Genomic DNA, 25,807 nt, shown 5'->3' on the forward strand with positions numbered 1-25,807 from the left:
CGAACCCGGACGATATTCACGCCGAGACTGCGGAGCAATCCGTCGTCACATCAAGCCACCAGCTTACTGCGTACCCTCTCAAGATCCGACGCGTTGATCTTCAGCAGACGCGCCGACTTGCTTTTGGCGAGCGCTTCCAGCGGGTCTTCCTCTCCCAGCCGTCCCATCTGCCCGGCGAGGTTCATCGCCAGCACTTCGCGCGTATAGACGCCAGTGTTGTATTGATAGACCGCCGCGATCAGTTCGCGCAGCTCCAACGGCAAGCGCCAGCGCGTGCGCAGCGCCGAACCGAACGCCGCTGCGTACTGCTCCAGCGCATGCGCGATGGTGGCGTCATCCAGCGTGCCGCCGGCATGAACCCACTCTTGCAGACAGCGGATCACGGACAGATCACCCAGGCCTCTCAGCAACCCTGCGCAATAGCAACGCTCGTGGTCCAGGTCCAGGGTGCGCGCCAGAATCCGCGCGTAACCGGCCGTTCGATGGGAGACATCCCAGATCTGACTGGCCTGAAGAATCAGCCCGGGGTCGGACAGTATCGCGCCACGCTTGAGCGCCAGGCCTTGAACCAGGTTCGCGCTCTGCGTTGCACCCAGGGTCGCCAGCGCTTGCGCCAATGTCTGCTGCGGTTTGCCCTGATGCTGCGAAGCGCTGTTAGCGGCTGCGATCAAGACGGCCGTGACGTGCGGGTCATTGATCAGCTCCAGCTCCAGCTTTTTGAGGTCGACGCCTGCCGGTGTGCGGCTGCGTGTAATGACGTCCCGCACATCGACATACAACGGGCCACCGTCGGCCAGCTCACGGCGCTTGTCCAGAAAAGCATCAAGGCCCAGACCCGGTGCCAGTGCAGGCACCGCGCAGGCGACTTGCGCACCGTCGGGCGAAAGCAGGGTCATCAGGCGCTGGCGGAGGCTGTCCATGTTCAGCGGTTTGGTCAAATAGGCGGTGGGCGCCAATTGCACCGCTTCTCGCACACTGGCGCTGTCGTTGCGACTGCTTAAAAGAATGAAACGCACGGGAGGCTGACGCTTGAGCATCCGTACCCCACGCAGGAGGGTCAGGCCGTCGACACCCGGCAGTTCGCGAGAGGCGATCACCAGATCGGGAATGAAGCCGCGCATGAGCTCGACCGCCTGCTTACCATCCAGGCACACATCCAGTTGTGCATCGCAACGCACATCCAGCACCAACTCGCTGAGCATCTCCCGACCCCATGGGTCCGCTTCGGCAATCAACACGCGAGGTACAGCAGGCGCCTCTACAACGGTCATCATGACTCTCCGGCATCAGTCCCAGTACATTAGTCAAAGACCGGCGCCTGAGACAGGCCAAAAGAGGATTTTCTGACGTCAATAAACGAAAAAACCTGCCGAAGCAGGTCTTTTCTGACGATTTGGTCACTTTTTAATCAAACGTGACCTCACCGCTTTAGGCGATTTCAGCGAAGCATTCTTCGATGATCTTCAGGCCCTTGTCCAACTGCTCGTCTGGCGAAGTCAGTGGAACCAGCACGCGCAGAACGTTGCCGTAGGTGCCGCAAGACAGCAGGATCAGACCTTTGTCACGCGCTTTGGCAACCACTTGAGCCACTGCCGCAGCGTTTGGCTTGTGGGTGTCGCCGTTTTCGAAGCACTCGAGCGCAATCATGGCGCCAAGTGCACGCACTTCGCCAATGACCGGGTACTTGGCCTGAATGGCGCGCAGACCGGTGACCAAACGCTCGCCGACGGCCTTGCAACGGTCCAGCAGGTGCTCTTCTTCGAACACTTCCATGACCGCCAGCGCTGCCGCGCAAGCAATCGGGCTACCGGCATAAGTGCCGCCCAGACCGCCCGGCGCGATGGCGTCCATGTACTCGGCCTTGCCGCACACGCCGGCCAGCGGGAAGCCGCCAGCGATGGACTTGGCGAACGTGGTCAGGTCGGCAGCAACGCCCATCTGCTCCATCGCGAAGAAGGTGCCAGTACGGCCAGCGCCGGTCTGCACCTCGTCAGCGATCAGCAGGATGCCGTGCTTGTCGCAGAGTTCACGCAGGCGAGCCATGAACGCTTTCGGCGCCACGTAGAAACCACCTTCGCCCTGAACCGGCTCGATGATGATGGCCGCGATGTCTTTTGGCTCGGCGTCGTTCTTGAAGATGCGTTCGATGCTGGCGATGGAGTCGTCAACGCTCACACCGTGCAGCTCGTTCGGGTACAGCGCGCGGAAGATGCCGCCTGGCATCAGGCCCATGCCTGCGGAGTAAGGCACGACTTTACCGGTCAGGCCCAAGGTCATCATGGTGCGACCGTGGTAAGCGCCGGTGAAAGCGATCACGCCCGCACGGCCCGTGGCAGCGCGAGCGATCTTGACGGCATTCTCGACCGCTTCGGAACCGGTGGTGACCAGCAGGGTTTTCTTGTCGAAATTGCCCGGAACCTTGGCGTTGACCTTTTCGCACAACTCAACGTAAGGCTCGTAAGCCAGCACCTGGAAGCAGGTGTGGGTCAGCTTGGTCAGTTGCTCTTGCACGGCAGCAACGATTTTCGGGTGCAGGTGACCGGTGTTCAGTACAGCGATACCGCCGGCGAAGTCGATGAACTCACGGCCTTCAACGTCGGTAACGGTAGCGTTCTTCGCGGACTCGGCGAAGATCGGGTGAATCTGACCAACGCCACGTGGAACAGCGGCTTCACGGCGTTTCATCAAGGATGCGTTTGTTTTGCTCATGGTTTCCTCATTCGCCGCTCATCGGGCGGCGTGGTTCAAGGATCAAGCAGCGGGGGTCAACAGCGGCAGCATACGATGATCGACTGTCGCGGCCTCCCGGCCACCAAATGGGTTCTTGGTACTGCAAAAACCTGCGCAGCGTCGCTCTCGCGCCCCGCAGGCTCGATATCGCTGCCTTAAACGGACAGGCAGAGGTATTTGATTTCCAGGTAATCTTCGATGCCGTACTTGGAGCCTTCACGGCCCAGGCCCGACGCCTTGATACCGCCAAACGGCGCGACTTCGTTGGAGATCAGGCCGGTGTTGATGCCCACCATGCCGTACTCCAGCGCTTCGGCCACACGGAATACACGGCTCATGTTCTGCGCGTAGAAGTACGACGCCAGACCGAACTCGGTGTCGTTGGCCATCGCGATCACTTCGGCTTCGTCTTTGAAGCGGAACAGAGGCGCCAGCGGACCGAACGTCTCTTCCTTGGCCACAGCTGCGTCTTTGGGCACGTTAACCAGAATAGTCGGTTCGAAGAAGTTACCTTCCATGCTGTTACCACCGCTCAGCACTTTCGCGCCTTTGCTCAGCGCATCAGCAATGTGTTCCTTGACCTTGGCGACCGCTTTTTCGTCGATCAGCGGGCCTGTGGTGGTGCCTTCGGTCATGCCGTCGCCGACTTTCAGCTTGGCGACAGCGGCCTGCAGTTTCTCGGCGAACGCGTCGTAGACCGAATCCTGCACATAGATGCGGTTGGCGCAGACGCAGGTCTGACCGTTGTTGCGGTACTTGGAAATGATCGCCCCTTCGACCGCCTTATCCAGGTCCGCGTCGTCGAACACGATAAACGGCGCGTTACCGCCCAGCTCCAGCGAGACTTTCTTGATGTCGTGAGCACACTCAGCCATCAGCTGACGACCAATCTCGGTAGAGCCAGTGAACGACAATTTGCGCACGATCGGGTTGCTGGTCAGCTCGGAGCCGATATCGCCAGCGCTGCCGGTCACCACGCTGAACACGCCTGCCGGTATGCCCGCGCGCTCCGCCAACTCGGCCAGTGCCAGTGCAGAGTAAGGAGTTTGGGAAGCAGGCTTGAGCACCATGGTGCAACCGGCCGCCAGCGCAGGGCCGGCTTTACGGGTGATCATCGCGGCCGGGAAGTTCCACGGGGTGATCGCGGCGGTCACGCCGATCGGCTGCTTCAGCACGATCAGACGCTTGTCCGGCTGATGGCCAGGAATCACGTCGCCGTAGATGCGCTTGGCTTCTTCGGAAAACCACTCAATAAAGGAAGCGGCGTAAGCGATCTCGCCTTTGGCTTCGGCCAGCGGCTTGCCCTGCTCCAGGGTCATCAGTTGACCGAGGTCATCCTGGTTTTCAATCATCAGCTCGAACCAGCGACGCAGCTTGCTGCCACGCTCTTTGGCGGTCAGCGCACGCCAGGCGGGCAAGGCTTTATCAGCGGCTTCGATGGCACGGCGGGTTTCGGCTGCGCCCATCTTGGGGACGGTGCCCAGAATCTCGTTGTTCGACGGGTTGTTGACCTTGATGGTCTGGCCGCTGTCGGCATCAGCCCAGGCGCCATTGATATACGCCTGCTGGCGGAACAACTTCGAATCTTTGAGCTGCATGTCGGCCTCCTAAACAGCACCGCGCAAGGCGGAGCGAATTATTGATTATTCAAAGGCGCCTCAGCCGAGGCTGCCGTCAGGAAAACATTCGCCGGGCCCCGCACGCACGGATCGCGAAAAGCGCGGGTGATCGAACGGGAGCGTTTGAAATCTCAAACGAATCCTAGGGACTGCAGGGGTAAAGGACAATAGTCCGTTCGAAAAAAAGAACGCAAACCGTCGCATCGACGAAAAATTCGGATCAACGCCCCCTCCAACATCCAGAAACGTGCGAAATCGACAACAGTCACTCGCCAGCATGGACGCACGCAGGCCAGATGAGTATCATGGCGCCCGCGTTGCACCTGTAGCTCAGCTGGATAGAGTACTGCCCTCCGAAGGCAGGGGTCGTGGGTTCGAATCCCGCCAGGTGCGCCATTTTTGATTTCAGGTCGTCAGAGACGTTCTGAGCATCTGCCCGATATAAAGAAGCCCGCCGATGTGCGGGCTTTTTTGTTTTGGGTGTCAGGGGCATTAGCCTTCGCTGCTGATCAGCCCAATCTTGCTAAACCGCCCGCAAACCACTAACGTAATGACAAATGTCATTACAGGTTAACCGCTATGGCCTCTATCAATATTCGTGTTGACGATGATCTAAAGGCTCGCGCCTACCGCGAACTGGATCGACTCGGCGTCACGCCCTCCGATCTAATGCGCCAAGCGTTGCAATACGTCGCTGAGCGTGGGCAACTTCCGTTTCGCCCGGTTCTTCTGACGGAAGAGGACGAGGCCCTCGTTTCCCTAGTAAGAGAGCGTCTTGGAGCGCCACTGCGGGTTAAGGTTTCACTGGATGATTTATAGCCTTGAGTTTGATGAGCGAGCGCTAAAGGAGTGGCGCAAGCTCGGTGACACCATCAGAGAGCAATTAAAAAAGAAGCTCGCGGCAATTTTGCTAAACCCTCGCGTTGAAGCGAATCGCCTTCACTCCCTTCCTGATTGCTACAAAATCAAGCTGCGAAGCAGCGGTTATCGGTTGGTCTACCAAGTCATTGATCACGAGGTCGTGGTTTTTGTCGTCGCCGTGGATAAAAGAGAGGGTGAGGAAGCTTATCGAAAAGCGTCTGAGAGACTGAAGTAGCAATGTCATAGCCCCGTTGAAAACGCTACTCCCCCGCATCCCCCAAACCCAACAATACCTGCGCCTGATCCAGCCACACCGACTGGGGCTTTCCTCCCTCGGCCATGTATTGAGCAAGCACCCAGCCGCCGTTGGCGATTAGTGACACGCTGAGAGGCGTGCCTTGGGCGAGAAATTCTCGTTTGTTCGTGCAGGAAGGGTTCGGCGCCTGGTAGATCCATGCCTGGCCGCCGATGACCTTGCCCTGCAGCGAGGGACTGTAGGTTTCTTCGTGCATGCCGACTTTCTGGTTGAGCAACTCGCAGTCGACCGGCGCACCCGCCAGGCCGCTCACCAGTTGCACTTGCTGCATCAAGACCTGCGTGTGGTGGAAACCCGTGGCGGCGCCGAACAGTGTGCCTTTGAGCACAACGGGCTGGTCGAGATACGGACGCAGGTTGTCGTAATCCGTGGGTTGCAGGACCAGCTGCACCAGCGTTTCGTTGTCCTCGACGTCGATGTCTGCCTCGTTCTCGTTGCCTTTCATGCACAGCGGCTCGGCCAGCGACAGATAGAAACCCACTTGCGGCTCATCACCGGTTACCACGTCTTCAAACCCTGGCGGGCCGGGGAACACTTGCCGTGTCAGCGTGCCGCTCAGGGTTGCATCGGCGGGTTCGTATTGATTGCAGGTAGCAGCCTGCACCACGGAAAAAGGCGACAGACAAACGACGAGGAACGGCAGAGCACGAATACAGGGGATGACATTCATATAGGCAGTGTCCGGCAATACGCGAGGATTCATGCTCGTAGGTTAGAGAAATCCCTGACACCCGCCAGCTTTCCTGAGCAAGATTACGCGACAGACACAGACGCCGTTTGGGTCATTCCTCGCGGTAATCGCTCGACCCGGTCTTCACATGCCTTGGCAAACAGGCCCTGCTCATCGTGCAAGGCCTGTTGCGACGTACTAACCCTCTATATCAAACGTTCGGGCAAGGCACTGGGGCCCAATCACCAAGGTCCGGGTTCTTACACATGGCGTTGACCTGCGACTGACCGGTCGCTGCGACCTGCTGGCTGGCAGCCTGCTTGGTTTTGGCGTCCAGCAACGTCTTCTCGGTGCTGACCGCTTCCTGAGGCACCGTTGGCAGTTTCTTCTTCGCGGGGGTCTTCTTCTTGCTGGTCTTGGTGGTCACAGACGTTGTATCCGCGGCCGCGACGGTGGCGACGTCAGCGCGCTGTACGCCCACGTTCTGCAGGTCTTTTTCATAGGCTTGGGTGTAGTTGTTGAGGTTTTCACCCGCGCGTCCGTTCACGGCGGTGATGAGGTCATTGGACTCTTTCAGACCGGCAACGATTTCAGCCAGACGCTTGCGGCCTTCGGTGTCGTCCATGGTCTTGGCCTTGCGCGCCGAAAGCAGCTTGGTGAATTCGTTCTGATAGCACGACTGCGACGCCTTGGCGTACGCCGTGCTGCGGTCGATGTCGGCAGCGCTCTTGTTGATATCGGTCGCGTAGGAGCCAATACGCTGGTTGTCGTCAGCAATCTGCTTCTGCTTTTCGGTGTAGTAACCGGCGGCACCGCCGACCAATGCACCGCCTGCCGCGCCAATGGCGGCATTGCGTGCGCGATCCTCGGAACTGCCCACCAGCGCACCGGCCAATGCCCCACCCAACGCGCCGACCGCCGCGCCACCGAAGACCGACTTGGTGGTGTCCGAATCAGTGTCGCGCAAGTGTTGCACCGGCTCGTAGCAGCTTGGGTAATAAGCAACCTTGGTGCTGGAGCCGACCTTGGAGACGGGCGAACTGGCACATCCCGCTATCAGCACGAAGCCGAATCCTGCGGCCACCAACATCAGCCCACGGCATTTAGAGGTCGAAACAACGGGTTTACGGGATAACTGCATGGTGATGCTCTCTTTTTTGGTTTTACAACGCCGGCGCGGCAGAGGCCGTCCGGACTCCCTTTAAGCTCGCTGGACGACGGCCGTCATGGCTGAGCGGCCGAAGCGAGCAATTCCTTTAAAATCGTCTGTGGGTCCGCGCGCTTCTGCTGGCGGTAACTCCCCACGTGACGAACGAACAATGTGGCGCGGGCCACCAGGCTCTTACCCAGGACCGGTTTGCGATTGAGCTCTTCTTTCACGCGCTGGAACTGCGCCTGGATCACCGCGTCGGTGTAACGGGTTCCAGTGGCAAGGTTGTCGATGTAGATGGCGACCGCGCCATCGAGCGCACTGCTTCCGTTTTCGATGGCCACGGCAAAAAGCCTGGCGCTGGCTTCGTCCTTGGCGTCGACGGCCTGCTTCTGGCTTTTTCTGAGGTTGGTCAGGCGGATGTTGTAGTTGTTGATGGTTTCAGCCACCAACGCCGATGACTGGATCAGGTTGCCTGCGGCTTCTTCACGCTGCTGAGCGATCAACGAAACATTGCGCTTGAGCTCTTCGTTGACCAGGCCCAGTTCAGCTTGCAGACGAGGGTCCGTGCTGGCGGAAATAATGCTGTCCAGACGTTTCGTCGGGTCTTGAGCGTCGTCGATGGCATCGGTCAACGAGGCCAGACGCCCCTCTTTCTGCCACTGCTCGAACAGCTCCTTGTAGCGTGAGCGAGGCGCGGAAAGTGCGCCAATGGCAACTCGAAACCCCGTCGTTTCGTTGCTCTGCTCCGTACCATCGGCCGCGAATAGCGGGTATTCGCGCCGCATACCAGTGAATAGCGTCCCCTCACCTTCCAGGTAATTGCCGCCCTTGGCGACGAAGCCCCCATACGCCCCCTGACGCCTCCCCGCATGCACCAGCTGAAAAGACTCCTGGACCATTTCGGCGGCGTTGCCAATGACGTCGAACAGGCCGATCGGATTGGGCAATTTCGTGCCAACGGGCATCAAGCGGGCGGCCTGCCCCGTACCACCTGCGACCTGATTGAACACCGCCCAGTCGCCCAGCGGCCCGTCCTCTTCGCTGCCCTCGACCCGACGCGGGAACAAACGCCCTTCCAGCTCCTGGCGACTGACGGCTTGGCCGCCACGGGCTGCATACTCCCATTCGACTTCGGTTGGCAGCCGTACAAAAGCGACGCCGCCATCGTCATCGTCTTTTCCGCGCCCGCTCACGGGCAGCAGATCGCGGTGGTATTTCATCAGCCAGGCGCTGTACACCGCCGAGAAACGCTCGGCCTCGAAGCGCGACAACTTGACCTTGGGCAAGCGTGCGACCATACCCTCGGGAACTTCACAGGCGGATGCCGGCTCGCCGCTGGCGAGCGACTGGGCCTGAGACATGACCTGTGCGTATTGCCGTGCCGTGACCTCGTACTTGCCGATGAAATACAGCATCGGTTTGAGCGGCGTCGCCGCATCGGTTTTCGGTAACTGAGGGCTGATGGTTTTGCGCCAGTCTGCAGACAGATCATTGAGCGTGAACTGGCCGTTGATGAAGTCTCGGCGGTAGCCGGAGATGAACGACTGTTTGTAGCCCGCCTCACCTTCGCTGAACGGATAGCCGAGGCTGATTTCACGGTCGTCCAGCGTGCCTTGGGCCAGCACATAGACGTAACGAAACACCATCTGGCCGCCGCACGGCAGCGGCAGGATGACGTCATCTGCCAACGGTTTCGGGTTATCCAGCGTGTCGCCGTCGGCCGCCATCGTCAGGGATGACAAGCTCAGGGCGGCACCGCACGCCAGCACACTGAACGTCCGTCGTAACTCAAACATCTCTGATTCCTTCCGACGCTTCGATACGCGCCACCCGCCAACCACCCAGTGCAGCCGCCGGCACACTGGCACTGAGCACGGCGAACGCAGCCACGCAGTAATGACGTGCCAGCAAATGGCTGGCGTATTCGCCCGGTGTCTGCACAAACAGTGTGTTGATACCCTGCTCGGCAAGACCGTAAAGCCCCATGCTGACCACCGTTGCCATCCCCCCGCTGTAGAGCGCTTGCAGGACCACGAACAACAGCAATGATCCGGTGCTGAAGCCCAGCAGCCGTAATACCGACAGCTCACGCCGTTTGCGCTCTACCGCCGCCAACGCGCCCGCGAACACAGCCGCCACGGCACCCGCCACCGCCAGCGCTGCGATGATCCAGAAGACGATGGACAGGTTGTGACTCAAGGACTTCACCTGAGCGATGGCCGACGCCTGGGTCGACACGAGCAGGTGGTTTTCGGCGAAATAAACCCGCAGCGCTTCGACGTCATCAAGACTGCGGGCGTAGAGACGAAATGCGGGAAAGATGCGTTGTCCATTGGCGGCCGTGACATCGCCCGCCCAGCCAAAGGCCTGTACTGCACGCCCGTCGCGGTAATCTTCTACGGCTTCCAGCAGCGGCATCGGGGCGAAGATCGCGTCGCGCGCGAATGCTTCCAGCGGCAGCACCGAAGTGACGTACAACTGAGTGCGTTGCGCTTGACGCTGGCCCGAAACTTGGCGGGTAAACGTCGCTTCGACCACATCGCCGGGCTTGGCCCGCAGTTTCTCGGCCGCGGTCTGGCTGAGCGCCACGCGGTCCAGCCCGGTCGGAGCAGCCACGTGTCCGAGTAACGGATCACCCGTCGCCGTGGGAATCATCTCGACGTCTAGCACTCGAGCCTGCGCCGGTATCGACAGGTCGGCCGTGGCGGCAATCTGGCGAGTACGAGGGATGGCAAATGCCACGTCTGGCCTGCGTGCCAGCGCCTCAACAAAAGCGGTATTGAAACGCCCGCCGCCCATGGGAATGACTTCACGCACCTGCGGGTCGCGCTCAAGGCGCTCCGTCAGGCTGCCCACCAATCCAGATTTCAAGCCGAACAACACCAACAGCGGCGCAATGACCGCCACCAATGCCAAGACCGTGCACGCCGATAATCGGGCGTCGGCGACGTAATCCTGCCAAGCGAGAGAAGCGACCAGTGCGATTCGCATCAGTGACCACCTTCCAGCGTCGCGGTAATGCCACCGTCATCGTCGCGAACGCAGGTAATCTGCAGCCTGTGCAGACCGGCTTGCTGAGCCAGATGCTCATCGTGAGTCGCGATCACGCAGCAAGCGTTTTGGGCGCGAGCCTGGCTCAGCAACAAGTGCATGACACGCGAGGCGTTCAGTGGGTCCAGGGCCGCGGTGGGTTCGTCTGCCAACAGCAATCGGGGGTTGTGCGCCAGAGCACGCGCACAGCTCACGCGCTGACGTTGACCCACGGACAGCGCCTGAGGTTTTTTGTCGAGTTGCTCGCTGACTTCCAGCTGTGTCGCCAGCCGCTCGACGCTGCCGTCATCCCTCATCCCCAACAACCGGCGAGACAGCTCGATATTGGCGCGAACGTCGAGATAGCCCAGCAGACCGCCGGTTTGCAGCACGTAACCGATCCGCCGACTGCGCAACTCGGCGAGACGATTTTGTCTCGCGTCGCGCCAAAGAGCGGCGATATCGACCTGGCGATCTTGGTCCAAGACGTCGAATCGCTGCGATTGATCCGGTGAAAGCACCAGCGCCAACAAATCCAGTAACGTACTTTTGCCGCAACCACTCGGGCCCACCAACGCCAGTTGCTGACCAGCAGCCAGTTCCAGGTGCGGGATCACCAGGCTGTAACGCTGGCTGCCTTCGCCTCGCGTTTTGCGCACTTCTCGCAGGCTTAACATCACGGCAGGGTCGACAACGGCACGCGATACAGCGCATCACCCGGCTCGGCATCGCCGAAACGGACCCAGTTAGCGAGGTCGTTGTGGAAGGTTTCATAGAGACGAATCTTCGAATCCAGCTCGTCGATGAAGTCTTCCTGTTCGGCCACGCTCAGCGACAACCACAGATCCTGCGTCATGCTCAGCGATTTGCTGCGATACGGCAGCCCTTCCAGGTATTCGCCCAGTACGCCGCTCTGCGCAAGGTTGCCGCCTTTGCGCAGCCCCGATGGATCGCGGCTCATGTAGGCGCTGGCGCTGGCGATTTCCTGGAAAAAATCCTTGGGCGAGCTTTGTGTCTTGCGTGCAGCGTCAACGATCAGCTTCAGCGATTGCTGCAAGTCGTTGAGCTGCAATTTGCTCAACATCACGCACACCTGAAACGCAGGAAGCGCGGGATTCGTGAGGTCGCGGTCGGCGGTCCAGCCGCTGACCAGTTGCGGCGCGCGAACGCCGGACCGCTGACCAAGGAAATCCATGCGCATGGCGTAGCCTATCGCGGCTGACTTATCGGCCACCGACGGCGCTGCCGACAACGACGGAGCGACTTGCGGTTGATTGCTGCGCACCTGATGAACCAGGTCGGCGAACACCGAACCGATCTCGGACACTCGCTCACCAAACTTCTGCACATCCCCCCCCGGCACCGGCACATAGAGATCGCCGATCTGTGGGTTAGCGTCCGCGGTCAACGTGCGGTACTGCTGCTCGGCGAATGCATGGTTCTTCTTGCCGGCGTCGGTCTTCAGGTGCAGGGCATAAATCTTGATCTGCTTGCCCAGCGCGGCCTGACGCACCTCGGCTTCATTCATCTGAGTGCTGCTGTAAGGATCGTTCTTGCGCAATGATCCCGCATCGCTCACCAGCAGGATCAAACGACCGCCATAGCCGGACCAGTCCATACCGTTGACGGCCTGCATCACGCCAGCAAAGGCGTCTTCGTTGAACGAGTGGCTGGAGACATTGGTGGCCTTGACCTGCCGCGCCAGCTCAAGGAACCGCTGCGGATCACGGCCTTGGTCCAGCGTAATGAGCGTTTTGCTGAGGTACTCAAGACCCGGCGTCTTGCTGACGTTGTTGCGAAAACCCACGAGACCGAAGCTGACGTTGTCCAGCTCGCCGCGCTTGGCGATCTGGTTTTGCAACTCGGCGATGACGTCTCGCACCTGATCGATGTACGACTGCATCGACACCGATGTGTCCACGACCAGCACCACGCCTGTGCGAAACGAGTCTTTACCTGCAGACGGCTTGATTCGCTCGCCGGAACCGGTCCTCTGCGGCACGGTCCCCGGATCAATGGACGCAACGTTCAGAAGTTGAACGGGCTGTCCGTTCTGGTCAAAGGTCTCCTTGGCGTCGAAGATCGGCAGCAGGTAGAACTGACGCTGGGGAACAGCGCTGCCTGCGGGCTCCAGAGCCAGAACCTGTTGCGTGTCATCTGAGTTTTTTTGCGCATTGAGCAACAGCGTTTTTGCAGCAGAAGGATCGGTCAACAACCGCTCCAGCTGACTGGGCTCGCGTAGAAACATCGCTGGAGAGCGCCCCGATCGCTCGCTGAACTTCAGCACAAGACTCTGCTTCCACTCGCTGACCTGCTCCGCTGGCAGCCACCCTTCGCTGCGCCCATCACTGGAGGCCCCGACGCGCAGCCACTGAGCGCCGTTTATGTCCTTGCGCTGATAGACGTAGAGCACCGAAAACGCCGGAAGCGACTGCTCGCCCGCAGAGGCACCTGCGTCGGGAGCAAGGCGCGCGTCAGGCTTGCTCAGGACGCGTTGAAACAGGGTCTTCTTGTTCGCCATCAGCAGCGGGCGATGGCCTCCATCGGCATCCGGACCGGATGAATAGGTAGCCGTGGCAGGCGGTGTAGCGGGCGACGTCTTGCTAGCAAACGCCATGCTGGGGGCCAGACCGACCGACGTGTCAGCGACAACCGATTGGCTCGGCGTGGCCGAAGCCATTGGCACCACAGCTGGTTTATCGGCACTCAACCACCCGTAACCGCCCGCCCCCAGGCCCAGCGCAGCGGCAACAGCAACAGCAATCGCGAGTAGCGCGATGACCGGCACCTTGCGCTGCTCGGATGGACTTGACGCTACGCGCATGGGTGCTGGCTGGACCGACGGAGCCGGGGGCTTGGAAGAAGTCGCGGGAATGTCGATCGACACGGGCGTCAAGCCGCCCAGATCATCCCTGGACGGCTGAACAGGCATGTCGGCCGGCGGCAACGGGAGCGAGCGCACCATGGTCGCGTCCGGGTTTTCCGGTGGCAGATTGTCCAGCGCGGCAATCAGCTCGGCCGCATCGGCAAACCGGTCTTCACGATCCTTGGCCAGAAGTCGAGCGAGGATGTGCTGATAGCGTCCATGGTGAATCGGCAGTTCCGGCAGTGGCTCCGTCAGGTGAGCGAGTGCCGTGGAGAGCGCGTCGGTGCCGTTGTAGGGTAGTTTGCCGACCAGTATTTCGTAGAGCACCACCCCCAGCGCATACAAGTCGGCGCGTCCATCGATCTCAAGACCACGTGCCTGTTCCGGGCTCATGTAGCTGGGCGTGCCCACGGCAAAACCGGCTTGGGTGAACTGCGTTCGATCATCCAGCGATTTGGCGATACCAAAGTCCGAGAGCACGGCCGAGCCGTTGGCGCGGAACAGAATGTTGGCCGGTTTTACATCGCGGTGGACCAGCCCTTGCGCATGGGCATAGCCCAGCGCAGAGGCGATCTGGCGCACGTAAACCAGGCCCTGTTCGGCACTTATGCCCGCAGCGACACGCTCTTTCAGCGTGCCGTTGGGCAGGTATTCCATGGCCATGTAATAGAGATCGCCAACGTTGCCGATGTCATGGATGGTCACGGTGTGTGGATGCGACAGCCTTGCCAGGGTCTTGCCCTCACGCAGAAAGCGCTCACAGAACGTTGGGTCGGCGGCCAGCGTCGCCGCCATGATTTTCAGCGCAACCTTGCGCTCAAGCGAGCGCTGCGTGGCGAGATAAACGGTGGCCATGGCGCCTTCGCCAATCTCGCCGCCTATGTCGAATCCGGGGATCAATATGTCCATAGCGTGGGTCTTCAAGAGGCTTTCACGACGATGGCCGTGATGTTGTCGGGGGCGCCCCGGGTCAGTCCCAGATGCACCAGACTGCGGACCACCTGATAGGGGTCGGTATGTCCCAGCACATCGCGAATTTCGTGATCTTCTGCGGTCTTGTTGAGGCCATCGCTGCACAGCAGATAGGTATCGCCAGGCAGGACGTCGAGGTTGACCATTGCCAGGTCCAGGGTGTCTTCGACGCCGATGGCACGGGTGACGATGTTCGCGCGGGGATGCACACGAGCTTCGGCTTCGCTGAGCAAGCCGCTGTCCTGCAGCTCCTGCACATAGCTGTGATCGCGGGAGATGCCCTGCAAGTCGCCATCGCGCAGCCGATACAGCCGGCTGTCCCCCGCCCATAGACAGACGCCCTGATTTGACAGGGCCGCCAGCACCACCACGGTGCTGCCCATCATGGCGACTTCGCACCTCAGGGTTTCTTCTCGCACAGCCGTGTTCACTTGGGTCAGCGCGGTACGCAGTGCGCAGGTGTAGATCGCCAACGATTCCGATGGCGAGGCGTGACGCAGGCTGTCGACGATCAGACTCGCGACATAATCCCCCGCCGCATGCCCGCCCATGCCGTCGGCGATGGCCCACACGCCGTTTTCAGGCAATTCCAGAAACGCGTCTTCGTTGATCTGCCGCACCATGCCGACATGGCTATAGCTGGCAGAGCGGTAACGGATATTTTCAGGCAGTGCGGACATCTAGATTGACGCTCCTTGTCCCAGCAAATAACTGCCGAACTCGGCGGCATCAGGCAGTCCCGGACAGCGTATCAAGCCGGGAGCAATACGTTCGGAGCCCCTGCCCCACCAGAGGCTGGCACCCTCGCAAGCGGTTTCGGCAAGCGCCCGATGACGTGCTTGTGGGTCGCTCGCGCCAGTGCGCTGCAAACCCGCGAAAAGACGCATGGGCTCGCAGGCAGTCGTCGGCAGAAAACCGAGCGTGGACACGCTGTCGTCGAACGCTGAAAAATCAGCGCCCTCTTCCAGCGTCGCCAGCATCAGCGCTTCGACCTGCTCGAACCAGCCTTCGGGCGCACTAACCAACGCCGCCAGGGACTGATCAGGCTGAATGGTTTGTGCGATGGTCAGCGGGAAATAACGCCCGACCCGGTCGATGCTTGGCATCAACACACCCACCACGGCCTGCGGGCCGCACACCTCGGGCGCCAACACGAAGCGCCACAGCGGGCTGACCAGATAAGCGTCCAGCCACTCTGCCCCGAACTGTTGTTGGCTGACATGCAATCCAGCCGCAAGCCACGTGTCCCAGGGTTTAAGAAAACTCTGGGGCAAGCCGCGACTGACAAAGTCGCCGCGACTGGCCAACTTGCCGTAGAAACCAAGCGTCGTCATAACCGCTCCGGCAGACTGAAGCCGCTCAACACACGGCTTTTGAACGGATTGAAAGCGCTGTTGGCTCGCAGCTCATAGGAAATACTAGCGTTGTCGACGCGCAGCCGCAGGTTGAAGCGATCAGGCGATCCGCCGGTGACCAGATCTGATTGCTCCAGCAAACGGAACCAGGCCCATGGGCCATCCAGGGTGATGCCCGAACGACCGCTGGCGGCAGGCGGCGAGATCGACAGGCGTACGACGCCGATACTTCCGGGGTTCGGCCACTGCATCGCGACCGGACGACTTGGCCCGTGGTCGTAGCTGATCTGCTGGCCGTCAAGTTCGAGCAGGAACTGCGTGATCGAAGCGTCCATCGCCACCGGCTTGAGCTCGAAGCGCACGGTCGGCTGGACCCCGCCAGAGCGGAAGAACGCATCGCGGATAGCGGCCGCGCGCTGGAACGTCTGCAGCACCGAAGCATTGATCCCCAGCTTTTGTGCGGCACCCGGCTGCCACCGCCAGGCTGAGGCCGACGTGTCGACGTAGCTTTGCAGGTACTTGCGGAAGTAATTATCCATCACACCGCCAACGCCGAAGAACTGGCCGAAGTCGTCGAGCGTGGCATCACGTGCGCTGCCCGGCGCCAGCGGGTACCGACCGCTCAACGATTGGCGATAAACGTTCACCACATCGCTGACCCACGCTGCGTTCAGCTGATTGCGAACCCCGCCCATCATGGTATTGGTCGTCGAGCTGACAACCGATTTGACCAACCCTTGCACCACAGGCGGTTGTCGGTCGGCATTGAGATTCACCCGAGTGACCGCAGCGCTCGCCGAGTTCTTTGCCTCTCCCAGCAACGCCTCGCCGCTGGCGCCGACCATGGCGCTGACCTGCACGTACAACGCGTTCATGTCAGCCAGCAAACCATCAATGGCAGCGGGTTCACCCTCGCCTTTGCTGACAAAGGCGTTGAGTTCGGCAAAGTGTGAGGAGACAGGGTCGTCAACACTGGGAGGCGTGGCGGCAGCGCTCGCCTGCTCCTGTCCCAGTATCGAACCCAGCCGTTGCTTGAGTTGATCGACCCCGCCCTCAACCTTTTTGCCTTGCTCGGCCAGCAGCTTGTCTTCCTGCTGCAGGTTGGTCTCTTTGGCGACCGCCACCAGCAGTTTTTTCAGCGGAGACGTGGGGCCTGAAATCACCCGTAGCACGTCGGCAGCCTGCGCCACGCTGGTGATCGGCACGAAATCGATGTCAGCCAGTAACGCATCCCACTGACGCTGGTAATCCTGGAAGTACAAGCGACGTACATCCCCTGCGAGGCTGGCGACATTCTGTTGATCCGCATGATCGAGCCCTAACACCCATTGCTCTTCGGCCAACGTTCCGGACTGACTCAGGCTCGCCGCCAGAAACACTTCGCGATAACCCTTGGCCGTGAAGAAACCACTCAACGAGTCACCCAAAGGTTTGCCGCTCTTACGTGCGAACACCAGCGCGGCGTCACGCCCAGCTGCGTCGGTGATGCGGAAGTCCGGGACACTCTCCGGCAGTTTCTGCCGCTTCACCCGGTCATACACCCGCTGCGCAACCGGCAACTGTTGCAACTGCCAGCGCAAGTCATCGATGAGCCGCTGATCCAGACGTGCGGTAGGCGGGTGACGCTCGAAAAGGGCCTGCAAATGCTCGCCCAATGCCTGACGCTGATCAGGCGGCAGATCACGAGGCAGACTCTGATCCCAGTCCAGCGCGACCCAGGCCTTGATGAAATCGGCGTCGTAGTGATCGCGGTCAGCAAGCATCAGGTAGGCCTTCAACCCTTCATAAAGGAAATCCGAACTGCCGCCGCTGCGCAGTTGTTCTTCCACGCGCGTGACCAGACGCGGGGCGAACACGGCTATCAGCAGCTTTCGATAGACGCTGCCCGATTCGGCTTCCAGCATGTCGCCCTGATACAGCCCAAGCCCCCGCGACATTCCCGGCGGGTCGCCTGCCAGACTGCGCACCGCGTTCAGCAAAGGCAGCACGGCCAGAACGTCACGCTGGGCCGGACTCAGGCTCTGCACGCTCTGCCCCAGCGGCGCGACTTTCTCATTGACCCGAGTGATGTAAGTCTGGTTGGCGCGATAACTGATCACCCAGAGCGTGCCGACCAGCAGTACCACTGCGACGGTCACCGCCAACGCGGAACGCGCGAGCCATTTGCGTCGGCGCTCGACTTTCGGATTCACGCCCACAAGCCCACGCTCCGCGAACGCCACGGCCGTGAACAGTTTTTCAATGAAGTAGCTGCGTCCGGTTCCGGTTTGCCGCGCCAGATGCTGGCGGTCCAGGTTCATGCTCTGCGCCATGGCGCCGATCAACCGGTCAATCGGGCTGCCTTCCTGAGTACCGCTGGTGAAGTAAACGCCCCGCAGCAAAGCCCTGTCTTCAAACGCATTGGGCTGGAACACGCCGTCGAGGAAGGTCTTCAGGGTTTCTTTGAGCGCACCGAATTGCTGCAGAAACCCATAGATCAAATCACGCCGCGCCGGATCGCGCTCTTGCTGCAAGCGCTCCACCAGACGCGCGCTCAGCCGTTGTTCAAGCAGCGCAAACTCGCTGAGAAAGTCTGCGAGCGGGCCATCGGCATGCTTGCCGTCTTTCTGCTTGCCGTCATCAAGGGCGAACGTCATGCCCCAGACCTGCGCGCGCTCCTCCTTGCGCAGGGCGTCGAAGAATTCCATGAAACCCGGCACCAGATCGAGCTTGGTGAGCATCACATAGATCGGGAAACGCACGCCAAGCTGGCTATACAACTCTTGTATCCGTGCCCGAATAGCCACCGCATGTGCAGCGCGCTCCGCCTCACTGCCGAGCAAAAGATCGGAGAGGCTGATGGCAATGAAGGCGCCATCGACAGGTCGGCGCAAGCGTTGGGTTTTCAATAAATCGAGAAACCCGAGCCAAGCCGCCTTGTCGACCTGAGCGTGGCTGTCCTGGGTGGTGTAACGACCGGCGGTGTCGAGCAGCACGGCTTGATCGGTGAACCACCAGTCACAATTTCGCGTACCGCCGACACCGCGAATCGCGCCCGCACCCATCTGTGCCGCGAGCGGAAAGTGCAGGCCGGAATTGATCAGCGCGGTGGTTTTACCCGAACCCGGCGGACCGATGATCACGTACCACGGCAGCTCGTAGAGATTGCGTCGTTCGTCACCGCCTAATCGGGCTTTCCTCAACAACTTGAGCGCGTCGTCCATGCGCTGGCGCAAGGTCGCGAGCTCTTCAGCAGTGGCGACACTGGCAGGGTCGGGTGCTGTCTCTGCGGCCAGGCTTTCAAGGACTTTTGCCGCATGGCGTCGCGCCTGGAGGACGCGACACGCTCGCCACGCGATCCATGCCGCGAACAATAAGACGATCAATGCCCAACGCCGGCCTTCTGGCACCAGCACGTCAAGCAGCGGACCGACGAACCAGATGATCAGACTCAGCGCAATCATGCCTAGAATCGGCACGACCCAGCGAATGAAAAAACCGAAAAACGCCTTCACTCGACCCCCTCCGCCAATACAGTGATTTCAACCCGGCGATTCTTCGCGCGTCCTTCGGCTGTGGTGTTAGGCGCGAGCGGTTCGGTATCGCTACGACCTTCGGCGGAGAAACGCTCCGGCTGGCCGGTCTTGGCGGAGAGCATCTGCAGGACCTGCTCGGCCCGCGCCTGGGAAAGCGCCCAGTTGGAGGGGAATCGAAGGGTGGCGATGGGACGGTTATCACTGTGACCGGTGATCCGTACCTGGCCTTTGACCTTACGGATCGCGTCAGCGATGCGCAGCATCAGCGGCTGGAAGTCGTCGACGATGGTCGCGCTGCCGGACGAGAAAATCTCATCGCCTCGAATTGTCACCACCGATCGGTCGACGGCGTCTTCAACCGCCACACGGTTAGCTTTGATGTCTTCGACCAGAAACCCTGCCAGACGAGGCCGCTCGATGAGCTTGGGCGGCACCACTGCGGGCGTGACGGCTTGCACGGGAATCTCGCCCAGCGCATGAATGTTCTTGAACACCGGCTCCGCATCGGCGGCCAGCTTGAGACGTAAGCCGAACAGCAGGAGCAACAGCAGCGCCAGTCCGATTGCCACGCCGACCCATGGCGGCATGAATTGCGACAAGCGATCCCGTACCACTGCCAACCCGCGCCAATGCGGCGACAGTTCACGTTCGAACTCTCCCCGAGCGCTGCGAATGGCTGCGCTCGTGCGCTCACGCAGGGCTTCCAGCTGGCTGCGACCATCGTTCATGACGCGATAGCGGCCTTCGAAACCCAGGCACATGCACAAGTACAACAGCTCAAGCAGATACAGGCGCTCACGGGGGCTTTGCAAGCAATGCTCCAGCAACTGAAACACCTTTTCGCCGCCCCATGCTTCGTTGTGAACGGTAATCAACAGGCTCTGCTTGCCCCACTCGCTGCTGCTGCCCCACGGCGTGCTGAGCACGGCCTCATCAAGGGCGGTGCACAAGGCATAACGTGCGAGCAGCACTTCGTTGCGCACCACGCCCGCCGCTTCGGCGCGTTCTTCAAACTGACGCAAATACGCGAGCAACTGGGCACGCAAACTGGCGGGGGCCGGGTGCGCGATCGTGCTGCGCAGTCGGGTGAGCAATGCGAGCAATGGACCCGCTGCGGCTTCCAGTGGATTCAAACCCTCTGCCTGTCCGGGGGGCAAAGGCGCAGCGGGCATCGACAACGGTGGTGGTGCCGGTGGGGGATCAGCGTGTCCGGCAGACTGCGGAGTGCGTCCACCCGGTCGCGGCATGAACTGCGTGCGATCGTTCGCTGGCAACGGAGGGTTGAAGGGTTCGTCTTGGGAAGGCATCGCGCTTTATCCTCGGATGGCCCAGAAAGCCAGGTTCAAACCGGGAAACTTGCCCGCGATGTGGAACGCAAATCCGCCGGAATTCGCCAACTGCTTCCAGTGCTCGCTGCCGCGATCGAGCTCGTAGTAGGTAGAGCCCGCGTGGAACGGGATCTGCCGCGGGGCCACCGGTAACGGCAAAAGGTTCACACCAGGGAGCTGCAGGTTGACCAAATCACGGATTTGCTCCACGGAACCGATCTTGCTCTGCTGAGCAAAACGCCCGCGCAACGTCTCACTGGGCATGTCGGCACGGACAACGAGCACGAAACTGGCGCTGTCGATCAGCGTGCGGTCCGCAAGCATTGCGACATGAATGCCATAGGCTTTTTCGACGATAGGGATCGGCGTGGCCTTACTGTCCATCAGCATCGACAGGGCCTCGCGTAGCGCCTGCATGACCGGAGCAAAGCTCACGGCAAGATCGTCGTGCTGGTAGCGCACGAACTCTTCCGGCCTGCGCCCGGACATAGAAAACGTCGCGAACTCACCTGCCAGGCTCACCAGCTCGCTATAAAACCGTTCCGGGTGCAATGGACTCAGCTGGCTCAAGTGACTGATCAAGGGTTCGGCACGATTGACCAGCTGCAAAAGCATGAAGTCCGCGATTTCCGAGGCACCGCCAGCGCCCGAGGCGACCACCCGCCCTGCCAACGCTTCGCCACGCTGATGCAGCAACCCCAATAGCTCGCTGCGAAAGGCCGTCAGCGGTTTGGAGACCATCACATCAAGGATGGGCGGGATGTAACTCTCGTCGACAACCAGCGCGCGGTCTGCACGTTTTTCCTTGATCCGTACCAGCCCGATCGCGGCGTAATCGTCAACTCCGTCTTTGTCGGTCAACAAACGCAGTGCTCGCGCGCCGACCGCCACCGGCGCACGGTTTTCAAATGGAGCGTTGTCGTCCCGAACTTCGCGCACTTGACTGACAAAACGTGCGCCGCCAGGCATCTCACCTTCATCGACCGTGTCACGCTGCCCTGCGCGCTTGAGTGGCAAGGCCAGATAAACCAGACCGTCGCGCAGGTCGTCGTCGATATTCAGCGGGCTCGGGGCCAGATCGTCCTGGGGAATGTTGAACGGCGTGCCATCGGGCAACAATCCACGCGCCGTCACGATGGCCAGCTTGCCTTGAGCCAGCAGACCTTGATCCAGCAACAGCTCGGAAAAGCCCCATGCGCCGACCGACAACGGACGGCTGCGGGCGTCGATGAGATTTTCGAGGTAACGGTCATGCTGCTGAAAGTGCTGTGTTCCGATGAACATGCCTTCCGACCAGACCACACGATTGTTCCAGGACATGGATTCTCCGATTGCCTATTGGGCGGGGCGAGTTGGGGGGGCGCTGGCGTCGCTGCTGACGGCGCGCATGTCGAGCCTGACCCGGAATTCGCGGGGCTGCCGTGGCTCGACCACCAGAACGGTGCGCCAGCGCGCCTGATCGATTTCGCGGTAGCCAACCACCAGACCGATCTGACGCGTAGCGCTGTTGAGGCTGCGGTCCAGACTGAGTTGCTGGCCCGGTTGAACCAGCACTTCGTCCTGATCAATCAGATCGGCGCCTAGCGTCGCCTGCGCCCGTTCAGCCAGCGCGAAATAGTCGGCGCGGGCAAAACTGGCGGTGTTTTTCAGCTCATAGATACGCACCCGCACAGGCGCGGGCTGGCCGTTGGCACCGGGATTAAGGCCGGCAACACCGTCGAAATGCAGCGCAACGGTGGTGGCATCAGACGCCTTTTCAGCTGGCTGTGGCGATTCCGTGTTTTTGGCACAGGCCACCAGTAGCAGCGCCATGGCGGCTACCGATACAACTCTTCGAAACATCCTTCGTCCTCATGACGCACTGACTGTCTATCCGTTTTTTCCGTGGGGCCGCGTGTCTCAGGAGCGGCGTAACCGTGCGCTGTGTTCTTCGTAGGCACGGCCAAATTCGCGACCGAACAAGACTTGAAAGTCCTCTTCGGCTTCGCGGGAAATCTGTGCGTAGCGTTCCGTGAACTGGTGCCAGTTCTGCGCCTGTCGTGAACCGAACAGGTTGGACAATGCGCCGGACTTGCCCATGCGAGCTTCCAGCTCTGCAGGTTCGAAGCGCTTGAGCAATGCCTTGATTGCAGCCTCGACGCCGGCCATGACCGCCAACTGATGTGCGCGCAAATCATCGAAGCTGTCCGCAATGGCCTGATCGGGCGGCATGAACGCCTGATTGCCGTGTCGCAGCAGCAACAAGAGCGCCTCATCGACATTCGGCGCGAATTTCAGGGGGTTGTTTTCCACAGGCCGAATCATCGTCTGCTGCAGACGAAGCTCGCCCTTGAGACTGCTGCGCGCTCGCAACACATCGATCAACCCCTCGATCATCAGCCGATAGCTGCGTCCGATGGACTCCATTTGCGCCTGTACCTGAGCTGGTTCGATACGCAGTTGATCGAGTCCGGCGCCGCGCAGAAACGCCTTGAGCAAATCGGGTTGATCACCGGTCGCTTCTTTAACGCACCGTTCAACCGCTGGCGTGGAAGGTGTCGCGTTGGCCGGTTCGGACACCTGTTCCGACGGTGGCTGCACGACCGGCGCTGAAGACATTGGCTTCGGCGCATCCGCGAACAGGTCCCAGTCCTCCGGAATGACGCCAGGTGTCGAAACAGGAACTGGCTGGGCAACCGGCTCAGGCGATGCGGCAGGAACGGGCGGACGAAAATCGTGACGCTCGGCCGGAACGTGATCGGAGCGCGTCGCCGGAGGCACGCTCGACGGCGAAAGAAAATCAAACAAATCGGGAAACGTATCCTGTGCCACGCCCGCTTGAAAGTGCCCCGCGGACAAGGCCTCCAGAGGCACGGAGGCAGCTTTGTTCTGGCGCCCCATCAGTGCCTCAAAACTGTTGGATGAATCCATACCCGCCACACTCGAGTCCGAGAGTTTTATTTCACAATGTATTCGCGCACGGATCTCGTAGTCACCCATACGGATAATCTCGCCATCCTCAAGGGGTTCGCTGTTTCCGCGACGGAGGCGAACACCCGCGTTCACCAGCTCTACGCCGTTCGTGCTGTTATCCGTCAGATAGTAACGATCGTCCTTATATTGAATGACGCAATGCTTCGACGAAACAAGACGTTCCGGATCTGGAAGTACCCAATCACTTTCGAGTCCGCGGCCAATTGCCATCTCCCCGTGACTCATCGTTTTTTCGGGTACTTGGCCGGGAGTTATCTTTTGATAACTGATGATAGTCAGACAAAGTGGCACGGCGCCTCCCTTTCTTAAACTTCAAGTCCTTCGTGCCAGACTCGTAATTCTGTTCGTGGCAGTTGAAGATCGTGCAAAAATACGAAAAACCCCCTGATTTATTGACTCAAATACCGATTAACCACAGTCTACGCAGAGTCGCGCGACAATGCCCATGGATGTATCCGGTTAATTCCGAGTGTTGTTACCGTAATCACAACTGCCGTCGGCGGCGCATAGCTTACCTTGACAATCGAGAACTTCCACAACAAAAATGTACAAGTTCAAAAAACAAGTGATGCCTCGGAGCCATTACAAACAACACAATTTCGGATGTTTCTCTAGTTAGTGTAGGAAATTTCTCTGACAGGCATCTTATTTCTCTGCAACACCACAACGAGCACAGATACAAGACTATTCCGCGATTAGCGTAGGAAGTTTCTCTGCTAACTATCTGACTTTTTCCCTCACCGATAAGGAAATCGACTTTGGTGGACGTTACTCTATTACTCGCCCCATTTTCAGTAGATTCCCCATGTGGTGTTGACCTGGAATATGACGCGGACTTTCTGCAATTGGAACGCGACGCCCAAGGCAAGCCAGAGCGCACCATGGGGGACTCGGTTCAACCTGCAGAACCACCGCAGTGGCGTCAAATCGAACAATCCACTACCGATCTTCTGCAGCGCAGCAAAGACCTGCGCATTACTCATTTCCTTCTCCAAAGTGCTTTGGCCCTCACCGGATTTTCCGGGCTGGCCAACGCCCTGACGCTGATCAACGAGCTGCTGGTCCGATACTGGCCTTCGCTTTACCCGCAACTCGACGCCGATGACGATAACGACCCCACCGTGCGTATCAACGCACTCTCCGGCATTGCCTGCGAGACAAACATCAGACTCCTGCGGGAGAGTTTGTTGACCCGTTCGCGGACCTTCGGCCCCGTGAGTCTGCGCGCCGCGCTGAACGCCAGCGGCTTGCAAAGCTTCTCTGACGAACAACTCACCCCCGATGAACTGGCAGGCGCCTTACGCGACACGGATCCCGAACAGCTGTCCGCCGTACGCTCCGCTTTGCAGGAAGCACATGACGCGGCCGACGCCATCGAAAGCTACGTTTGCGAACAGGTGGGTTCAGCTCAGGGCGTAGACCTTTGCGGCTTGAAGCAGCCGCTCAAACAAGCGCTGCACATCCTTGCCGAATACGCTCCGGGCGGTGTCGGCACAGACAGCTCCGCGGCAGAACCGGAAGGAATCGCGCCCACGGAAAGCGAATCGATTGCCGTTGCTTCACTCCGTGTTTCAGGCGACATCGCCAACCGTGACGATGTCGTGCGCAGCCTCGACCGGATTCTCGGGTACTACGCGCGACACGAGCCATCGAGCCCATTGCCCGTGCTCTTGAGCCGCGCCAAAACCCTGGTCCATGCCGACTTCGCGGCCATTGTGCGCAATCTGATTCCCGACGGTATGTCCCAGTTCGAAAACCTGCGCGGCCCGGACGCCGATTAACGGACTCCGCTTCCCCGGACTGCTCAGGCAAGGATCACACAACCCTGTTACCGGCCAACACCGATGACATCAATAACGTCGCAGCAGCGACCAGGAGGAGCAACGTGGCGAACACCAGTTCTCAGAAATTCATTGCGCGCAACCGCGCCCCACGGGTCCAGATCGAGTACGACGTTGAGTTGTACGGCGCCGAGAAGAAGGTCCAGTTGCCCTTCGTGATGGGCGTGATGGCGCATCTGACGGGCAAGCCCGCTGAGCCTCTGCCCGCAGTAGAGGATCGTAAGTTTCTGGAAATCGACGTCGATAACTTCGATTCACGGCTGAAGGCAATGCAGCCTCGAGTGGCTTTTCACGTGCCAAACGAGCTGACGGGCGAAGGCAACCTGAGCCTGGATATCACTTTCGAGAGCATGGAGGACTTCAGCCCTGCTGCCGTGGCACGCAAAGTCGATTCGCTGAAACAGCTGCTCGAAGCACGCACTCAACTCGCCAACCTGCTGACCTACATGGACGGCAAGACCGGGGCCGAAGACATCATCATGAAAGCGATCAAGGACCCGGCTCTTCTGCAGGCGCTGGCCAGTGCGCCAAAACCGCAAGGTGCTGATTCTCAAAGCACTGAGCCCAACGCTTAATCA

General features: G+C 60.1%; 20 protein-coding genes and 1 tRNA gene. 5 read left to right on the plus strand and 16 right to left on the minus strand.

Going from position 1 to position 25,807, the window contains the following annotated elements; translation table 11 throughout:
* Window positions 1-50 precede the first annotated feature (50 nt).
* The 3 genes from ABDX87_RS12950 to gabD all read right to left on the minus strand — a co-directional run bounded on the left by ABDX87_RS12950 (window position 51) and on the right by gabD (window position 4,328).
* A complete protein-coding gene (locus ABDX87_RS12950; RefSeq protein WP_346833506.1) occupies window positions 51-1,271 on the minus strand; it encodes an HDOD domain-containing protein in 1,221 nt (406 codons plus the stop codon).
* Between the two features lie 157 nt (window positions 1,272-1,428).
* The gene (gabT, locus tag ABDX87_RS12955) at window positions 1,429-2,709 is read right to left on the minus strand and encodes a 4-aminobutyrate--2-oxoglutarate transaminase (protein ID WP_346833187.1); all 1,281 of its coding nucleotides are present in this window, start codon (window positions 2,707-2,709) and stop codon (window positions 1,429-1,431) included.
* A gap of 176 nt (window positions 2,710-2,885) precedes the next feature.
* Window positions 2,886-4,328, minus strand: a complete 1,443-nt coding sequence (gabD, locus tag ABDX87_RS12960) for an NADP-dependent succinate-semialdehyde dehydrogenase (protein ID WP_346833188.1) — start codon at window positions 4,326-4,328, stop codon at window positions 2,886-2,888.
* Between the two features lie 340 nt (window positions 4,329-4,668).
* On the opposite strand from gabD, the gene ABDX87_RS12965 reads away from it, so the two are divergent.
* From ABDX87_RS12965 to ABDX87_RS12975, 3 genes are all read left to right on the plus strand, one after another.
* A tRNA-Arg gene (locus ABDX87_RS12965) sits at window positions 4,669-4,745 on the plus strand.
* A 183-nt stretch (window positions 4,746-4,928) separates the two neighbouring features.
* Window positions 4,929-5,168 carry a type II toxin-antitoxin system RelB/DinJ family antitoxin gene (locus ABDX87_RS12970; protein ID WP_346833189.1) on the plus strand — a complete coding sequence of 80 codons (240 nt, stop codon included), beginning with the start codon at window positions 4,929-4,931 and terminating at the stop codon, window positions 5,166-5,168.
* The gene (locus ABDX87_RS12975; RefSeq protein WP_346833190.1) at window positions 5,158-5,445 is read left to right on the plus strand and encodes a type II toxin-antitoxin system RelE family toxin; all 288 of its coding nucleotides are present in this window, start codon (window positions 5,158-5,160) and stop codon (window positions 5,443-5,445) included. The genes ABDX87_RS12970 and ABDX87_RS12975 overlap by 11 nt, the downstream gene beginning before the upstream one ends.
* 25 nt (window positions 5,446-5,470) lie before the next feature.
* On the opposite strand, the gene ABDX87_RS12980 is transcribed toward ABDX87_RS12975, so the two are convergent.
* The 13 genes from ABDX87_RS12980 to tagH all read right to left on the minus strand — a co-directional run bounded on the left by ABDX87_RS12980 (window position 5,471) and on the right by tagH (window position 23,679).
* On the minus strand, window positions 5,471-6,196 hold the full coding sequence (locus ABDX87_RS12980) for a DUF4431 domain-containing protein (RefSeq protein WP_346833191.1): 726 nt from the start codon (window positions 6,194-6,196) through the stop codon (window positions 5,471-5,473).
* 211 nt (window positions 6,197-6,407) lie between these two features.
* On the minus strand, window positions 6,408-7,337 hold the full coding sequence (gene tagQ, locus ABDX87_RS12985; protein ID WP_346833192.1) for a type VI secretion system-associated lipoprotein TagQ: 930 nt from the start codon (window positions 7,335-7,337) through the stop codon (window positions 6,408-6,410).
* Window positions 7,338-7,420: 83 nt separating this feature from the next.
* A complete protein-coding gene (locus tag ABDX87_RS12990) occupies window positions 7,421-9,145 on the minus strand; it encodes a formylglycine-generating enzyme family protein (protein ID WP_346833193.1) in 1,725 nt (574 codons plus the stop codon).
* Window positions 9,138-10,340: an ABC transporter permease gene (locus ABDX87_RS12995; protein WP_346833194.1), complete on the minus strand. Its 1,203-nt coding sequence runs from the start codon at window positions 10,338-10,340 to the stop codon at window positions 9,138-9,140. The genes ABDX87_RS12990 and ABDX87_RS12995 overlap by 8 nt, the downstream gene beginning before the upstream one ends.
* A complete protein-coding gene (locus ABDX87_RS13000; protein ID WP_346833195.1) occupies window positions 10,340-11,056 on the minus strand; it encodes an ABC transporter ATP-binding protein in 717 nt (238 codons plus the stop codon). The genes ABDX87_RS12995 and ABDX87_RS13000 overlap by 1 nt, the downstream gene beginning before the upstream one ends.
* Window positions 11,056-14,154, minus strand: a complete 3,099-nt coding sequence (locus tag ABDX87_RS13005; protein WP_346833196.1) for a serine/threonine-protein kinase — start codon at window positions 14,152-14,154, stop codon at window positions 11,056-11,058. The genes ABDX87_RS13000 and ABDX87_RS13005 overlap by 1 nt, the downstream gene beginning before the upstream one ends.
* Before the next feature lie 11 nt (window positions 14,155-14,165).
* On the minus strand, window positions 14,166-14,897 hold the full coding sequence (locus ABDX87_RS13010; RefSeq protein WP_346833197.1) for a PP2C family protein-serine/threonine phosphatase: 732 nt from the start codon (window positions 14,895-14,897) through the stop codon (window positions 14,166-14,168).
* Window positions 14,898-15,551 carry a type VI secretion system-associated protein TagF gene (gene tagF, locus ABDX87_RS13015; protein WP_346833198.1) on the minus strand — a complete coding sequence of 218 codons (654 nt, stop codon included), beginning with the start codon at window positions 15,549-15,551 and terminating at the stop codon, window positions 14,898-14,900. It lies immediately after the preceding gene.
* Complete coding sequence (gene tssM / locus ABDX87_RS13020) at window positions 15,548-19,066, minus strand: type VI secretion system membrane subunit TssM (protein ID WP_346833199.1); 3,519 nt, start codon at window positions 19,064-19,066, stop codon at window positions 15,548-15,550. Before tssM ends, tagF begins: the two co-directional genes overlap by 4 nt.
* Complete coding sequence (locus ABDX87_RS13025) at window positions 19,063-20,394, minus strand: DotU family type VI secretion system protein (RefSeq protein ID WP_346833200.1); 1,332 nt, start codon at window positions 20,392-20,394, stop codon at window positions 19,063-19,065. Before ABDX87_RS13025 ends, tssM begins: the two co-directional genes overlap by 4 nt.
* Window positions 20,395-20,400: 6 nt before the next feature.
* Window positions 20,401-21,735, minus strand: a complete 1,335-nt coding sequence (gene tssK, locus ABDX87_RS13030) for a type VI secretion system baseplate subunit TssK (RefSeq protein WP_346833201.1) — start codon at window positions 21,733-21,735, stop codon at window positions 20,401-20,403.
* 15 nt (window positions 21,736-21,750) lie between these two features.
* Complete coding sequence (gene tssJ / locus ABDX87_RS13035) at window positions 21,751-22,257, minus strand: type VI secretion system lipoprotein TssJ (RefSeq protein ID WP_346833202.1); 507 nt, start codon at window positions 22,255-22,257, stop codon at window positions 21,751-21,753.
* 57 nt (window positions 22,258-22,314) lie between these two features.
* Window positions 22,315-23,679, minus strand: coding sequence for a type VI secretion system-associated FHA domain protein TagH (tagH, locus tag ABDX87_RS13040; protein WP_346833203.1), 1,365 nt, complete (start codon window positions 23,677-23,679; stop codon window positions 22,315-22,317).
* A gap of 470 nt (window positions 23,680-24,149) precedes the next feature.
* Between tagH and tssA the strand changes: the two genes are divergently transcribed.
* Window positions 24,150-25,169, plus strand: coding sequence for a type VI secretion system protein TssA (tssA, locus tag ABDX87_RS13045; protein ID WP_346833507.1), 1,020 nt, complete (start codon window positions 24,150-24,152; stop codon window positions 25,167-25,169).
* Between the two features lie 104 nt (window positions 25,170-25,273).
* Window positions 25,274-25,804, plus strand: coding sequence for a type VI secretion system contractile sheath small subunit (gene tssB, locus ABDX87_RS13050; RefSeq protein WP_346833204.1), 531 nt, complete (start codon window positions 25,274-25,276; stop codon window positions 25,802-25,804).
* Window positions 25,805-25,807 lie beyond the last annotated feature (3 nt).

Source organism: Pseudomonas abietaniphila (assembly GCF_039697315.1).
In the GTDB taxonomy this organism is placed as follows: domain Bacteria; phylum Pseudomonadota; class Gammaproteobacteria; order Pseudomonadales; family Pseudomonadaceae; genus Aquipseudomonas; species Aquipseudomonas abietaniphila_B.